Here is a 15,938-nt window from a genome sequence, read left to right as displayed (position 1 = left end):
TATTATTATTGTTGTAATAAACGAGAGAATTTATGGAAAAAAGACTAACAATGTTTTTAGCGGGTATTGCTCTCAGTACGGGAGTGACGCTGGCACAAACACAGATTAGCGGTACCGTAACGTCCTCTGATGACGGTCAGCCCGTGGTGGGCGCCTCCGTCATGATCGACGGTACAAAGACGGGTACCGTGACCGACATTGACGGTCACTTCTCCCTCGACGCCAAGCCGGGAGCCAAGTTGATCATCAGTTACATCGGTATGCAGCAGAAAGCTGTAAAGGCCGGCAGTAACATGAAGATCATCATGAATCCTGATAATAAGACCCTTGATGATGTCGTCGTTGTGGCTTATGGTACTCAGAAGCGTTCTTCTTTCACCGGTTCTGCCGGAGAGATGAAAGCCGACGAGATCAGCAAGCATGTCGTCACGTCCGCTACGTCCGCTCTTACCGGTAATGTCGCCGGTGTCCAGAGTGTCGCTTCCAGCGGTCAGCCAGGTTCGGCACCGAGTATCCGTATTCGTGGTATTGGTTCCTACGCAGCGAGCTCCTCACCTTTATATATTGTAGATGGTGCTCCTTATGATGGTGATATCTCTTCCATCAACCCTGAGGACATTCAGGAGATGACCGTTTTGAAGGATGCCGCTTCTGCCGCCATCTATGGTGCCCGTGGTGCTAACGGTGTCGTTATCATTACGACGAAGAAAGCCCGTGGTGCACGTGATGCCCGCATCACCTTTGATGCTAAATGGGGTTCCAACCATCGTGAGATTCCTCGTTACGACGTGATCACTGATCCCGGTCAGTATTATGAGACTTGGTTCAAGGCTATGTATAACTCCAAGTATATGCATGGCTCAACGGCACAGGAGGCTTATCAGTTTGCTACCGATAACTTATACGACGAGAAGAACGGTGGCCTCGGCTATCAGGTATATACTGTACCGGCAGGAGAAAATCTCATTGGTACAAACTTCAAGCTCAACCCGAACGCCAAGCTCGGTTACAGCGACGGTACCTATTATTATACGCCGGATGATTATTATGACGAGGTTAATAAGAGTGCCTTCCGTCAGGAATATAACGTAGGCATCAACGGTGGTACCGATAGACTCTCTTATTATGCCAATGTCGGTTTCCTGAATGACGGCGGTTCCGTAGCCCATTCTACCTACAAGCGTTATACCGGCCGTACCAATGTGGAGTATCAGGTGAAGAAGTGGTTTAAGTTTGCCACCAACATGGACTATGTACATGTAGACAGCGAGAATCCTTCCTATGATGCTACGACCTATGGAGGTTCCACGAACATGTTTGATATGGCCACGAAGATCGCCCCGATCTATCCGTTGTATGTCCGTAATGCTGACGGTACGATCATGACGAACGAGGTAGGTGGTCCTGTCTTTGATTCTAACCAGACCAACTTCCATCGTGCTGCTATCAGCGGTAATGCTATGGCCAACAACTACTACGACCGTAAGAATGTGGCCGTGAATCAGTTCCGTGGTAACTGGGTTGCAACGGTTACTCCCGTTGACGGCTTGAATTTGGTGGCCAACTTCACGGTCTTCGACCGCAATCAGAAGAACAACTATCTCTATAGTCGTTTCTCCAGTTATTCTGCCCAGGATGGTATGGCTTTTGTCGGCACGTCTGATATGTTCAGTACGAACCAGATCTACACGGCCAATTATGATAAGGACTTTGGCAAGCACAGCGTCAACCTTCTTGCCGGTTACGAGCATTATCAGTTGAAGGAGTCATCCTTTACCGGTCAGAAGGATCACCTCTTCGATCCGTTCACGGCCGAGCTGGACAATGCGTTGGCTCATGCCAATGAGCAGGTCTCCTCTTATTCTGACAAGGTGATCCGTGATGGTTACTTCTTCCGTGGTGATTACAACTATGCCGAGCGTTATTTCGGTGAGTTCTCCCTCCGTCGTGATGGTAGCTCTATCTTCGCCCCCGGTCATCGTTGGGGTACGTTCTGGTCGGCTTCCGCCGGTTGGATGATCTCCAAGGAAAATTGGTTCAAAGCCAAATGGGTGGATCTCCTGAAGTTGAAGGCCAGCTATGGTGAGCAGGGTAATGATAATATGACGACGAGCGTTGACGCACAGAGCTTCTATTATCATCCCTGGTCAGACTTCTATCAGACGTCTTACAATGAGACGACGAAGGAGTACAGCTCTAAGCTGGTCTATAAAGGTAACTCTGATCTTACCTGGGAGAAGTCCGGTGAGTGGAACTTCGGTGCTGACTTCGCGCTCTTCAATCATAGAGTGAATGGCTCTTTGGAATATTTCCATAAGAAGACTCATGACTTGCTCTATTGGAAGACCCTTCCGCTGTCTTCCGGTAGTGCCGTCTCCATCTATCCGATTAATATCGGCGCTATCGTCAATAAGGGTGTTGAGTTCACCATCAATGGCGACATCATCAAGACTCCGACATTCGTATGGAATGCCAATCTGAACCTCTCTTCCGTCAAGACGAAGTTCACGGAACTGGATTCTTCTATTGGCGAGGATGGCTTGAAGTCCTCAAACCGTATCATCAAGGTCGGCAAGAGCTTCTATGAGATCTACATGCACCGTTATGCCGGTGTAGACAAGACCACGGGTCAGCCGCTGTTCTACAAGCAGGTATTCACGGATCAGGATGGTAACATCTATAAGAATGCCGATGGCTCTTATATGACGGAGAGTCAGGTGAAGGCTTCCGGCGCTACAAATTATAGTACGACAGATGTCACAGTCAATGACTTGACGCAGTCTTCTTTCTATGATCTGGGTGACGCTCTGCCCGATGTCTATGGTGGCTTCGGTATGAATTTCACTTGGAAACCGGCCAATGTTGGTACCTTCGATCTAGGCTTCCAGTTCTCCTATCAGTTGGGTGGCCAAGTTTACGATGGTATGTATCAGCAGTTGATGACTGTTGTCGGCAATGCTGGTCAGGCGCTGAGCAAGGATGTCCTGAAGGCTTGGGATCCTGTGACGAATCCTAACAGCAACATTCCGGTGCTGAGCACGGCTGCCGCTGATGCCGGTAATGTCGGTCAGGACTGCGTGGACTATTATCTGACGAGTTCTGATTATCTGAACCTCAACAATGTCACGCTGGGATACACTTTCCCGAAGTCTCTGACAACGAAGTGGCTGCTGAGCAACTTCCGCATCTATGTCGCCGGTGAGAACCTCTTCCTCGTATCCGCACGTAAGGGTCTCGATCCTCGTGTCTATCAGGGTATCGGTTCTTACACTTCCGGCGCCGCCCTGGTCGGTGGTGGTGGCTACTCTGCTATGCGTTCCATCACTGCAGGTATTCAAATTACATTCTAAAAAGAATTGACGTATGAAAACAAGTAAGATATTACTGTTGATGGTAGGCGGTGCCCTGCTCGCCACTTCCTGCAATGACTTGAATGAGCAGGACTATAAGGGAAACGGCATCTCCCAGGCTGAGATGAATGAGGTCTTGAAAGCCGTGCCTTCCCGTATTGACGCTTCTTTCTCGGGTATGATCGGTTATCTGGGCAAAGGCGGATCAAGCGGCCTCTCTTATTCCGGTACGCCGGGCGCACGTCCTGATGACTTCGGCGCACCGGCATGGGCGCTGTCTCTCGATCTGGAAGGCGCCGACATGGCTATGGGTGACAATAACTATAACTGGTTTATTGTCGGTGATGAGCTCCTTTCCCGTAACGCCAACTATGCTAACCCGTATGAGCGTTACATCATCCCGTATACGCAGTATGGTGTCGCACAGACGATTATCAACTCTTATCCGGCAGATACGAAGGATCAGGACGCTATCTATCACATCGCTGAGGCTAAGGCCATTCAGGCTTATGACTACCTGTGCCTGGCTCCTTACTTCCAGTTCAGCTACGCTACTTCTGCCGACAAGCCGTGTATTCCTATCCTCAAGGATGGTGTTGACGCAACCAACAATCCGCGTGCGACGGTGAAGGAGGTTTATGCTGAGATCATGAGCGATCTCGACTATGCCGTGGAACATCTGAAAGGTTATACTCGTCCCAACAAGCAGTATATCGATCAGAATGTGGCCTATGGTCTGCGTGCCCGCGCCAATCTGCTGATGGGTAACTGGGCTGCTGCCGCTTCCGATGCTGAGAACGCCATGAAGGGCTATACCCCTGCATCGCGCAGCGAGGTGAGCACGCCGGGATTCGATGATATCTCTTCACACAACTGGATGTGGGGTATTATCAAGACTACGGCTGATATGGCAGACAATGATGGTGCCGGTCAGTATCAGAACGCATCCTCATGGTTCTCTGGCTTCTCCGGTGACGGCTATTCTGGTGCATCGGGCAATACGCCGGTCATCAACCAGCTCCTCTATGACAAGATTCCGTCTACGGATATTCGTAAAGGCTGGTGGCTGGATGCCAACAAGCATTCTGACAACTGGAAGAATCTTGAGTGGGATGGCGCTAAGGGCGATGCTATCGCTGACCTGACGATTAAGGATGTGAAGGAGCCTTTCGTAGCCTACACAAATATTAAGTTCGGTCAGAAGAGCGGTATTGGTTCTACGGTCAACACCAACGACTTCCCCTTGATGCGCGTTGAGGAGATGATCCTCATTGAAGCAGAAGGTCTGGCAAGAAGTGGTAATACGGCAAAGGCCAAGCAGGTACTGGAGGATTTCGTGAAGAACTATCGTGATCCCAACTACTCCGCTGATGCCAGCGGTCGTACGCTTACGGATGAGATCTGGTTCCAGCGCCGAGTGGAACTCTGGGGCGAAGGATTCTATACTGCTGATGCCAAGCGCCTCAGTAAGCCTATCGTTCGTTTCCACGCTGGTGTACCCAACAACTTCCCCACGGCTTTCCAGTTTAACATCGCTGCCGATGACGGATGGTTGAACATGCGTTTCCCGCAGACGGAGATGGATAACAACAAGGGTATTGTGGATAATACCGGTGGTGCTCTGCCTGTATCCGGACAGAATGGTACGCTGCTCGACGGAGTTACTGACGCTAAGTTTAAATAATATTTCAGACAATGAAGAAGTTCAATTTTATCTATACAATAGCTGCTTTGCTCTTTGTCGGTCTTAGTCTTACTGCCTGCAGTGATGACGATGACGATTATACGCCGGGAGCACAGGCAGGAGAGAACAATGTGACGTTCTCCACTTACAGCAACAAGGTGTTGGCAAAGACAGCCACAAGTTTTGAGATTGAGTTGAATCGCCACGCCACTGGAGCTGCGCTCAGTGTTCCCGTAGAGAAACTGAGTGTTCCTGAGGGTTGGACGGTATCCGACTCCGCCAAGTTTGCCGCCGGTGATTCGCTGACGAACATTACGGTGAAGTTGGCTGATGATGTCGTGTACAATACGGCTTATGATATGGTTCTGCGGGTGCCGGAAGCGTACACCAATCCTTACAAACGATCCAATAACGAGGTGAGTGTTTTCAAGGCCACGGTGACCAGAGAGGATTATGAGCTCTTTGCAACCGGTACGTTTGTAGACAAGGCGTTGGGTGATGATTCTTTCTTTAATACATCATGGCCTGTGAAGATGGATTATTCTCCTTCTCTGAAGATCTATCGTGTCAAGGACGTATTCGTAGATGGCTACAACTTATACTTCAAGTGGAATGGAAAGAGTGATGCCGATCAGTCTTTCACGATGGTCAACTCTGATGGCTCTGCTGCTGACAAGGTCGCTGTTGGTTTCACCGTCGGTAGCTATGGTATGGTGTATGTTACTTGGGCCTGTGGCACGAACGATCAGTCAAAGGCTTCTGACGACACCCTCTTCGGTGGCTACAGCGCTTCTGACAATGCGTTCTACCTGCCTTTCGAATTCACGGTAAAAGCCGGTAGTTTCGGTACAGGTACGGAATACATCAAGGATGTAACCTTCGTCAATAAGTAAAATACAAATTCACTCTTTATAGGAATGCGTCATACTGACTAAACGGTATGACGCATTTTTTATTTCATTTTTTGCTCATTTCAGAAATACTCATTATCTTTGCAAAAAAGAGTATGGCCTATGATGATACAAGTAGCAAACCCAGTTTATGATGCGGTATTCAAATACCTCATGGAGGACGAGCGCATCGCGCGTACGATCCTCTCTGCTCTGTTGAAGAAGGAGATCGTTGAAGTGGAGATCCGCCGGAATGAATATTCCAACGGCACCCGTAACAATATCTCCATGTTCCGTATTGACTTCGGCGCAAAGGTTCGTGAAGCCGACGGTAGTCTACACCTTATATTAATAGAGCTTCAGAAGACCTGGCTGGAGACGGAGACATTGCGTTTCCGTCAGTATCTCAGTGCCCAGTATGCCAACCCTGAGAATATGGTGAAGGAAGACTTTCGGCCGCGTTATGCCATTCCGATGGTTGCCGTATATATCCTCGGCCATCGTGTGGGCAATATTGAGGAACCGGTTCTCTATGTCCATCACAAATCCTACAACTACGAAGGACAGGAGGTGACTAAGGGCCTTCCTGATCCGTTCGTCGACAGTCTCACGCATGACAGCATCATCGTACAGTTGCCGCTCCTTCATGGTCAGATCAACAACCATCTCGATCAGGTACTGAGTGTTTTTGACCAGACGCATCTGGAGAAGGACAATCCGCATGTTATTAATCTCAATGAGGACAACTATGCGGACAGCGAGGATATGCAGTATATCCTTCATCGTTTGAAAATGGCGGCCTCCAATGTTGATATGCGTCAGGAAATGAATGTGGAGGATGAATTTTTCTCTGCCATTGAAGACCGCGACACGGCAATCATGCAGAGAGACAAGAAGATCAAGGCGCAGGATCAGCAGCTACAGACCTTAAAGAGGTTCTTGAAAGCAAAAGGAATGTCAGAGTCTGACATCGAAAAGATGTTGCAATAGGAAACATTGAGGAAATAGGCCCGTTTGTTGAAATTCTTTGGCGGGTTAGAATGAATTTATTATTTTTGCGACTGAAAAGAAATAAGTTTTTGTTTATGTTAATTTCATTAATTCTTCAGTAGGTATCAAAATGGATTATAAATTTTGAGTTAATTACTGTTTTTAGGAGACAGTCTTCGTGAGAAGGTTGTCTCTTTTTAATTGTATTCAGCCACGCACCCACTATAAATCATGTTCCTGCATCCCCAATAGTAGGTATATTCTTGCGAAGTGTTGTCTTGTTTGAAAAGAAACCACTACCTTTGCCGACAAATAAGAAAAGTTATGTTGAGAATTTATTTCGTGGCAGTAGCATTAATGGCTGCCGCATTATCCTCTGCCCAGGAGACGGCAGTAGACAGCAGTCGAACGGTGGAGCCGCCTGTCAGTGGGTCCATCAACTACCAGACTAATTACGGACGGCATTATGATGCCGAGAATGATCCTACATTGTGGGATTTTCCTCATGTCGTTATCGACGTGGCGGCTTCATTAGGCCGTGGCTGGCATGCCGTTGGTGAGTTTGAGTATGAGCGTTTCCGTCAGGAAGGGGCGTGGCAGAATTACTTCCGCGACAACTATACCACGAACCTGCTGTATCTCGACAAGCAGTGGTCGCAGGCGGCCGGCATGAAAGTGGGTATTCTCAATATTCCCGTGGGTATATTGAATAACTACGGTCCTGCACTGACGATCTATGATCCCAACAGTGAGGTAGAGGTGATGCCTGCCACTTGGCATGACTTCGGCGTGTCGTTCTATGGTACATCCGGTAAAATAGACTATCAGGCTTCCACCTATTTTTATAGTGAGTTTACGGCACACTCCACGCGTTTCCTCGGTGGCCTGCTGCGGGCAGACTATCGTCCGGTGGAAGGACTGCGGATTGGTACTTCTGGATATTATGGTACTTCCGACTGGGGAATGGTGCAGAAGACGACACCCATCGAACTGCCCCATAAGAAAAGTTTCTTCGGTTCTGTTGACGGCGACTATCAGTCTGATGTATGGACGGTCAGCGGCAGCTTCATCTATAGCAATGCTGATGCCCGTAGTGTGGGACTGGAAGCAGGATATGACGTTGCCGCGGCTTTGGGAGCGAAGAGTCTGCGTGTGGTGCCTTTCGCCCGTTATGACAACTGGCGCGTTGCAGGTACGACTACACAGGATTATATCCTCGGCATCCATATTGTTCCATTAAAGAATCTGGAGTTGATCGGGCAGTTTGGACGTAACTTCGCTGCCCGTGCTACCAATTTCTTCGATCTGAGCTTCAACTATACCTGGGAGTTTTAGTAGGGACATGATTTATCATGATCCGCCACCGTCAATCCAATTGCAGGGGCCGTCCCTTGTGGCGGCCCGATGCCCGTTAGGGCATTCCTTTTTGCAAAAAAATCATTGACGGATTCGGCGTACCGCCGACGGGCCGCCACAAGGGACGGCCCCTGCGGTGGATCGCTTGATGGTCATTGTGGGGGCGGATCATGATAAATCATGTCCCTACTTGTGGCTTAGGATATAATCCCGACATTCTTCCATCAGCCATTTCGGTGTGCTCGTGGCGCCGCAGATACCGATGGTCTTCACGCCGTCGAGCCATTGCATGTCGATCTCCTGTGCCCGTTCAATCTGATGGCTGTTGGGATTGACACTCTTACACTCGTTGAAGAGAACCTTACCGTTGCTGCTCTTGCGGCCGGAGACGAAGAGGATCAGGTCATGACGGGAAGCGAAGTCCGCGATATTCGGCATGCGGTTGGCTACTTGCCGGCAGATGGTATCGAAACTCTTGAACTCCGCCGTCGGCGCGATATGCTGTTGGATATAATCAATGATACGGTGAAACTCATCGAGGCTCTTCGTCGTCTGTGAATAAAGATAGATATCCCGCGAGAAGTCGAGGCGCTTGACATCCTCGAATTTCTCAATGACGATGGCGTGGCCTTGGGTCTGACCGACGAGGCCGAGGACTTCGGCGTGGCCGTTCTTTCCGAAGATGACGAGTTGGGCATCCGGATTCTCATTGTATTTCTTCTTGATACGTTTCTGCAGTTGCAGGACAACAGGGCAGGTGGCATCGATGATCTCGATGTCGTTCTGTCGTGCGATCTCGTAAGTCTCTGGTGGCTCGCCATGGGCACGCAACAGGACTTTCGCGTGATGGAGCGTCTTCAGTTGCTCGTGATCGATGGTGATGAGGCCACGCTCACTGAGGCGTTCCACCTCCATACCGTTGTGGACGATATCGCCGAGGCAGTAGAGCTTCTGGCCTTCCGCCAGCTCTTCCTCGGCTTTCTTGATGGCGGTGGTGACGCCGAAGCAGAAACCACTGCCCTTGTCTATTTCAATCTTAATCTCTGACATTTCTATTCTGTTTTGATGGGGATGACGACTTTGCCATGTTCGGGGTCATTCGTGATCATGAGGATACGCGGCTGACGGCGGGCCTTGCGGAGCTCGTGCTTGTAAGCCGTCACCTTCAGCTTCGCGCTCTGTCCCGGCAGGATCGTCTTATCGCTCAGCGATACCTCGAGGCCCTCGGTGAACATCTGTATGGAACTGATCTGCAGCGGCATCTTTCCCTCGTTGCGGATCTCCAACTGTCCCTTCAGCTTACTCTTTGTACCGAACTTGCCTAAGTCGAGCTCTGTTGCGCTGGCGACATAATGGGGCGCATGACTGATCTCGTATTCCGTCATGTTCTGGAAAGCCGGCAGCAGGATGGCAGAGACATCAATCTCCTTGCCGGCGGCAATCTGGTCGCCGGGATATTTCCCGAGGAAAACCGATGTCTGCGTCAGTCCGTAGTCGTGGAGCTTCCGGCTGTCGAGGGTGAGGGAAACGACGCCCTGCTGGCCCGGCGCGAGGGATGACGGTGATACGATGGCCTTGAGGTAGTTGGGCAGGTGCATGACGACGGGCTCCACTTTCTCCTGAGTACTGTTCTGGATATAGATCTTCTGAACAGGGCGGTCACCGCGGTTGACATCATCAAATTCGATGTCGTTCTTATCCGCCTTCAACTCGCCGAGCTGGCAACTGTAGTTGCCTTGGAAGTCCATCGTCTCAGCGACGACGACGCCACGCAGCGTAAGGAGGGTAGGGACGGTATCGCCGATGCAGTAGATGCCGACTTGTTTCTCGAAATGGCCGAGCTGGTTGGCGTCGAGCGTCGTGGTCACCGTCATCGACTGTCCGGCGGGGACGGCCGATTTCGAGAGGTTCACCGTCGTACAGCCGCAGCTCTTGCGGACTTTCTGTACGAGGGCCGGCGTGATGGTGTTGTTCTTCACTTCGAAGTTCACGGTCACGGGATGTCGGAAGATGACCTGTCCGCAGTCTATCGTGGCCTGTACCGGTGTGAGTTTCTGCGCCGTGGCCGTCAGCGAGAGGGCCAGGAGCGGAAAGATTATCGCTTTCTTCATTGTTCTCTTCATTTGATTTCAAGTTTTAAGGATGCCGTGTGACCTTTGTATTCCGGACTGTAGGCACATTCTGCCGTACATGTCCCGGAGGTATAGTCACCCGTGCGATCTATATAATAAGGTGTATCGATGACATGCTTGCCTTTCCGCATGTGGTCGAAATAATAATTCGTCGTCTCATCCCTGGGTGTCTGATAACAGCCGTCGCGATAACCGCTGAGGGCGTTGACGGGCTCGAGGCAGGCGGCACGTTTATCGATGACCTGTACGAAGTCATAGTCACGGTCGCAGGTGATGGTGATGTGTACATTGACTTTCGTACCGACGGTCAGCGGGCCACTGATGGCCTTGCCGTTCTCGTCGCGCAGCTCACGGGTGATGTTGATGCCCGTGGCAGCCGCCGTGATATCGGAGTTCTTCTGCCAGTACTGCGCATAGACAGCGCCCCAGCTCGTTCCTTCCGTCGTCTTCGCGAACGTCAACTCGTGGGCATCGGCAGGGATATTCGTCTTGATATAGCCGAGGCCGGCGGAGGATGTCGTGCCGTCCTCTTGGTTGCCGGCGGCGGATGTCGTGCTGTCCTTCGTGGCGTTCAGTGCCTTACCGTCCACGGTGATCGTTGTCATCGGCTTGTTGTCGAGGGTCTTCATATTCCCGTCAAGGAAGGCATAGACGGCATTGACGCAGTCGATAGGGGAGTTCCAGTGCGTCGTCCGCTTCTCCTGCAAGAGCCACTGCTGCATCTCCGTGATATTTTGTTGCTCTTTCGGCTGCAGGAGTTTCATCGCCTCGATGGCGGCGACCTGAGAAGGGATGCGGTAGCTCATCCACGAGTAAGCGGCTTTCGGCGTGTCGTAATAGCGCCCTTTCTCCGCGTCATAGACACTGTATTCATTAGCGCTCTGCAGCCATGTGGCGGCCTGGCGGTTGTAACCATAGCGGGCGAGGATGATGGCGCCGCAGGTCTTGCCGTAGATTGTCATCGCCGTGGGCTGTTTGGCCAGCAAGGCTACGAGATAGCTCTGGTCCGCACGGGCCGTCGTGCTGCTTGTGTGGCCGTCGAGGGAGAAGGTGTATAGCGTGTGCAGCGCTTCCTCGCTCGGCAGCAGGTTCTTGGCACCTCTCTTCTCAGCTTTCTTCAACAGGATGACTTCGCTGTGCAGTTGTTTGTCGAGGAAGCTGAAGGCATTCTTCAACATAGCTGCTGTCTCTGTCTGTGTGCCGACCATGTGGTTCAGGCGTACGAGGGTCTCCGTGACGGCGGTCGTCATATAATAGCTGCCGTCCATGCCCGGCCACCAGCTCCAACTGCCATCACTGTGTTGCAGTGCGGCCAGTTTGTCGAGGGCGGTCTTCAGACGGTTGTTGACATTGTTCTCATCGAAATAGTTGATGAGCAGAGCTTTCTGATCCCGTTCCTTATCCGCGTCGAGGACCCACGGTGTCTCGGAGAGAACAAGGCTCTTCAGGTCCGCGTCTTTCTCCAGTGCACTGGCCAGCGTCTCGTGATCCTTATCGGCAGCCTGCTCCTGTTGCCAGAGCGTGACGACGCGCTTGATGGCGGGCGTACTCGTGAGGATGGAGCGTGCGATGGAGTTACTATAATAAGCGGTGGCGAGATCAATGGCGTTGTCTGTCGGTGCCACGGCAACGGTAGGCAGACTCTGGATGAGCAGCCATGCGGGATTGTTCGTATAAGTCATGGTGGCCTTCTTACCCGTCACGTCCGTGGGGAAGAGTTTGTCGAGGCTGACCGTCTTTGTGCCGGCTCCGTTCTGTGAGAAGGCAGCGGTCTGCGTGACGAACTCACGGTTGGTGAGGATCGGCAGGTAGTGCTGTTCACCGTCACTGTAGTTGGCTCCCTCAGCGATGATGCGGGCAATGACGAGGCCCGGCGTCAGTGTGTCGGCGTCGATGGGGAAGGAGAGGGCCGTCGTCTGGTTGGCGGCGATGCTGTAGTTCTGTGTCTTCGTCGTCAGCACTTCTCCGCTGGCGGGATCAACGAGCTCGAGGCGCGCCTGTCCCTGTTGCGGCTGTGCCGTGGTATTGATGAGCTTGGAGGTGATCACGGCCTGGTCGCCCTGGCGCAAGAAGCGCGGCAGGTTCGGCTGTACCATCACCTTCTTCTGCGCTACGATATCCGCGGTGAGGAGTCCGTTATCCATCGTTTTGTCGTGGGCCAGTCCCATAAAATGCCAGGTCGTCAGCATCTCGGGGAGCGTGAAGCGCAGTTGGATGTCACCCTTCTCGTCAGCGACGAGGGCGGGGTAGAAGAAGGCCGTCTCGGCGAAGTTCTCACGGAGAGCAGGTTGGGCGTTGCTTCCTTCAACGTTGGCTTGTTTGGAACTTTCATCAAGCGCACTCTCTTCCTTTGCGTTGGCGGGGAAGGACGGCATCTGTTCGACGACGTCGAAGACTTTGGACTCATTCTTCGCGACGTTTGCTCTGGCCATCAGTACCTGGCCGAAGCCACGGCGGAAATAGCGATAGCTATAGAAATATTCGTCTTTGAACTGCGTGAAAGCCAGCGTGGGTACGTTGAGGCTGTTGTAGGAGTGTATGCCCCGCTGTCCCCAACTGTTATTGTTATTGATTGGTGTGGACCATATTGTATAGGGCAGATTACGGGAGAGGCCGAGATCCAACTGCCAACTGTTCGGATAGAGCTGGTCGAGACTCTTGTCGTAGAGTACGGCCATCAACTGGGCCTTGGCCGCCTTTCCTTTCGGATCGGTAATCTTCAGCGTCCACGTCTCTTTCTGTCCCGGTTCCAGGCGGTCACGGAAGGAGGTCCATTTCACGTTCAGCGTCTTGTCGGGTAATGGTTTCTTGATGACAGTGGAATACTGATAGCCAACGCCCTCTTTCACCCAGGCATAGGTGAGGCGCAGACCGTCACCATACTCGGGCTTATAGGTGAAGGCACGGGTAGTGAGGGCGTTGCTCTGGTCGATGGCGCCTTGTTCGAGGACCTTGTCGCCACTGATGATGTTGTAGACGATATGCTGGTCGGGATCACTGCTGCCGATCTGTACGTATACAGGCTTGCCGTCACGCGGGAACTCCTGGTCACTTTGGTAATACCAGTTCTTCGTGGTGATGACGGGAGTCTTGTCGTTAACAGAGAAGAGGATGAAATCCGTCTTTACCGTATCCTTCCCACAGATGCCGATGAGCGTGTGGCGGCCGCTCTTCAGCACTTTCTGCCAGGCCGTGAGGGCGATGTCTCGGTTCACGGAGTCCGTCAACCATTTGTTCTGATCGATCGTATAGCGTATCCCAGCAGGGATCTCCTCCCCGGTCAGGTTACGGAGCTCGAAACGGGCCGTCTTCAACCGGCTCTTCTCAATCTTTTCGTTGAGAGAACAGGTGAGTACGCGGTCTTTCGTACCCAAGGGCAGACGCAGGGAGCCGTCATGGCTCTCGCCACTCTGATCGGTGACGGTGGCGTTCACCTCTATATGATAGATCCGTGGCCAGCGGGAAGTGCCGGGCGCCATCGTCATCGGCACACGGAGGGTGAACGAGCCGTCATCGGCTGTCGTCGCCGTTCCTTCGGCCAAGCGCGTGTTGTTCTCGTCTTGCATAAACCAGCACCAGTAAGCCGGTTTGCGGTAGATGGTATAAGAGACTTTTGCGCCTTGCGTCGGTACGCCGGCATAACTCTTGGCGAGGCCTCTCACGGTGATGGTATCTCCGGCTTTATAAGCATCGTGGACCTTGTCGAAAGAGACTTCAAAGGTCGGGCGCTTATATTCCTCTACTTGAATATAGGTGGAGCTGTTGTCGGAAGAAGAGATGGAGAAATTCCCCGTCAGACCCGTCTTCGGCAGAACGAAGTCGGCGGCAGCCGTACCGAAGGCATCCGTCACGACATCCTTGTGGCCGACTTCCTGATAGTTGGCGTCACGGAGGGTGAGCGTCATCTTCTTATTAGCTAACGCCGTTGTCTGGTCCCCACCATCACGGGAGAAAGAGATTGTAGCGACATGAACGGTCTGTCCCGGCCGGTAGATGCTGCGGTCGGTAAAGAGGTTCGTGAGTTCCTGATGTTCTTGTGGCTTGGCGTAACTGAAGTTCGTTCCATAGCTCCATACGGCAGGGGCGTAGTTATCCTTGGCCGTATAGGCGAAAACCTTACGGGCGATGTTTGACTTGGAGGTATAGATCGTTTCCCCTTTCGTATCCGTTGTCAGCGTTACCGTTTCCCCCTTGCCACTACTGGGGAAGATCCGCAGCGAGGCACCGGGGATCGGCTGTCCCGTTGTTGCGCTGACGGTGACGAAGCGTGTCTGGTTCTCCGGGAGTTTCTCAGCAAGGAAAGTAACGTCGGAGACATGCAGCAAGGCACGCTGCGTGTTGATGCCTGTGTTCTCCGCCTTTGCCTCTACGAGATAGACGCCGGGCTCAAGACCGTCTATGACGATAGAGTCGTTCACCTCGTCGTAAGGCTGGTGATTGCTGAAGTCATGGGTGAATGTTTTCGATGTGCCGTTGATGATTCTGCTTTGTGCTTCCTGATAGCCGCGATTGCTGTCGAGGGTAGGATCATAGAGGCCGTCGGCCTTCAGTCGGGAGATCGTAACAGCGAGCGTGCCGATATGTCTTACATCCTTTAAAAGGATGACATGGCGATGGTGGGGAAGTATCGTAGACTTCTGCAGATTCAGCGTAAACTGGGGATTCTCCAGTTCTGTGAGCTCATTGCGCAACTCGTTGATGCGAGGCCAGGCGCTCCAGGTGTTGATGGCATTGTTCAGCCAGGCCACTTGGTCGGCTACATGGAAGGCCGTGTCCCTCTTCGTGCTGCTATAACGTTCGATAGCCACCTCACCGGCTTCGGGAATGTCGTGATAGACCGTCAGCAACGAGTCGAGGCTTTTGGTATAAGCCGACTGCAGACTTCTCGCGTTATCGTAGTTCTCCCTGTTTTCCTGCAGCTCTTTTAACGCCATGATGCAGGCAGCGGGGCGGTTGCCTTGTTGCTGATAGAACTGATGGAGCAGCGCAGAGTTGCCAGCTTCCAAACCGAGGACATGGAGCAGGTCATTGCCGAAGATGCGGGAGTCGGTCCCCTCGTCGAAGAGCGGTTTATAAGTGTTCGTCTTGACGGCAGCGAGCTGATCCGGATGGGCCAGCGAACGGTCGTAATAGTTTTTGGAAATCGTTTTGTAATCCTCGCTGAGCGTGCCATTATTCAGATAGATCCGTCCCAAGGCACTCTCATAGACAGCGGCAAGGACGGGATTGGTCTTTTGAGCCGCCGTTTCTTGCGCTTCGAGGCGTCGCACAGCGGGCGCCAGCGAGTCGGGAGAGATAGAGGCCCATACACTCGACTGTTGAATCTCTGCCGACAGCAACTGACCGTAGTTGTGCTCGCTGCGTGCTTTATCGGCGATCTTCTGTAACAGAGACAGTTGTGTGCGTGGCAGATCTTTGTCAGTGGCACTCTTCACTTGTTTCCATAAGGAGTCATAGGAGTCGGCCCCGGCTTCCAGGGTCAGCAACATCAGAATTATAGATAGTCCGAGTTTCTTCATCTTTTCATCTTTTGCTT

8 protein-coding genes are annotated in these 15,938 nt (G+C 52.1%); 5 read left to right on the top strand and 3 right to left on the bottom strand.

Annotated elements, in window-relative coordinates; translation table 11 throughout:
• The first annotated feature begins 32 nt into the window (after window positions 1-32).
• From G604_RS0109510 to G604_RS0109490, 5 genes are all read left to right on the top strand, one after another.
• Window positions 33-3,350 carry a SusC/RagA family TonB-linked outer membrane protein gene (locus G604_RS0109510; protein ID WP_028910355.1) on the top strand — a complete coding sequence of 1,106 codons (3,318 nt, stop codon included), beginning with the start codon at window positions 33-35 and terminating at the stop codon, window positions 3,348-3,350.
• A gap of 13 nt (window positions 3,351-3,363) precedes the next feature.
• Entirely contained in the window at window positions 3,364-5,034 is a 1,671-nt protein-coding gene (locus G604_RS0109505) for a RagB/SusD family nutrient uptake outer membrane protein (protein WP_028910354.1), read from the top strand.
• Between the two features lie 11 nt (window positions 5,035-5,045).
• Window positions 5,046-5,927: a hypothetical protein gene (locus G604_RS0109500; protein ID WP_036905222.1), complete on the top strand. Its 882-nt coding sequence runs from the start codon at window positions 5,046-5,048 to the stop codon at window positions 5,925-5,927.
• A 120-nt stretch (window positions 5,928-6,047) separates the two neighbouring features.
• Window positions 6,048-6,914 (top strand): hypothetical protein, encoded by an 867-nt coding sequence (locus G604_RS14100; RefSeq protein ID WP_155941914.1) that lies wholly within the window; start codon window positions 6,048-6,050, stop codon window positions 6,912-6,914.
• Between the two features lie 324 nt (window positions 6,915-7,238).
• The gene (locus G604_RS0109490; RefSeq protein ID WP_155941913.1) at window positions 7,239-8,249 is read left to right on the top strand and encodes a hypothetical protein; all 1,011 of its coding nucleotides are present in this window, start codon (window positions 7,239-7,241) and stop codon (window positions 8,247-8,249) included.
• Window positions 8,250-8,456: 207 nt separating this feature from the next.
• Here G604_RS0109490 and G604_RS0109485 read toward each other — a convergent pair whose 3' ends face one another.
• The 3 genes from G604_RS0109485 to G604_RS0109475 are packed head-to-tail and all read right to left on the bottom strand — an operon-like array spanning window position 8,457 to window position 15,921.
• Window positions 8,457-9,320, bottom strand: a complete 864-nt coding sequence (locus tag G604_RS0109485) for a 4-hydroxy-3-methylbut-2-enyl diphosphate reductase (RefSeq protein WP_036905219.1) — start codon at window positions 9,318-9,320, stop codon at window positions 8,457-8,459.
• Between the two features lie 2 nt (window positions 9,321-9,322).
• Complete coding sequence (locus tag G604_RS0109480) at window positions 9,323-10,381, bottom strand: DUF1573 domain-containing protein (protein ID WP_231376126.1); 1,059 nt, start codon at window positions 10,379-10,381, stop codon at window positions 9,323-9,325.
• Window positions 10,382-10,389: 8 nt separating this feature from the next.
• Window positions 10,390-15,921 (bottom strand): alpha-2-macroglobulin family protein, encoded by a 5,532-nt coding sequence (locus tag G604_RS0109475; RefSeq protein ID WP_028910349.1) that lies wholly within the window; start codon window positions 15,919-15,921, stop codon window positions 10,390-10,392.
• Window positions 15,922-15,938: the final 17 nt, after the last annotated feature.

The sequence above is a fragment of the Prevotella sp. AGR2160 genome (assembly GCF_000424185.1).
In the GTDB taxonomy this organism is placed as follows: domain Bacteria; phylum Bacteroidota; class Bacteroidia; order Bacteroidales; family Bacteroidaceae; genus Prevotella.
The sequence above is the reverse complement of the archived record's forward strand: the minus strand, read 5'-3'. Positions and strand labels throughout refer to the sequence as shown.

Coding starts and splice junctions, on each gene's coding strand:
- G604_RS0109500 (WP_036905222.1), top strand. CDS start 5,046: ATGAAGAAGTTCAATTTTATCTATACAATAGCTGCTTTGCTCTTTGTC.
- G604_RS0109510 (WP_028910355.1), top strand. CDS start 33: ATGGAAAAAAGACTAACAATGTTTTTAGCGGGTATTGCTCTCAGTACG.
- G604_RS0109490 (WP_155941913.1), top strand. CDS start 7,239: ATGTTGAGAATTTATTTCGTGGCAGTAGCATTAATGGCTGCCGCATTA.
- G604_RS0109485 (WP_036905219.1), bottom strand. CDS start 9,320: ATGTCAGAGATTAAGATTGAAATAGACAAGGGCAGTGGTTTCTGCTTC.
- G604_RS0109475 (WP_028910349.1), bottom strand. CDS start 15,921: ATGAAGAAACTCGGACTATCTATAATTCTGATGTTGCTGACCCTGGAA.
- G604_RS0109480 (WP_231376126.1), bottom strand. CDS start 10,381: ATGAAGAAAGCGATAATCTTTCCGCTCCTGGCCCTCTCGCTGACGGCC.
- G604_RS14100 (WP_155941914.1), top strand. CDS start 6,048: ATGATGATACAAGTAGCAAACCCAGTTTATGATGCGGTATTCAAATAC.
- G604_RS0109505 (WP_028910354.1), top strand. CDS start 3,364: ATGAAAACAAGTAAGATATTACTGTTGATGGTAGGCGGTGCCCTGCTC.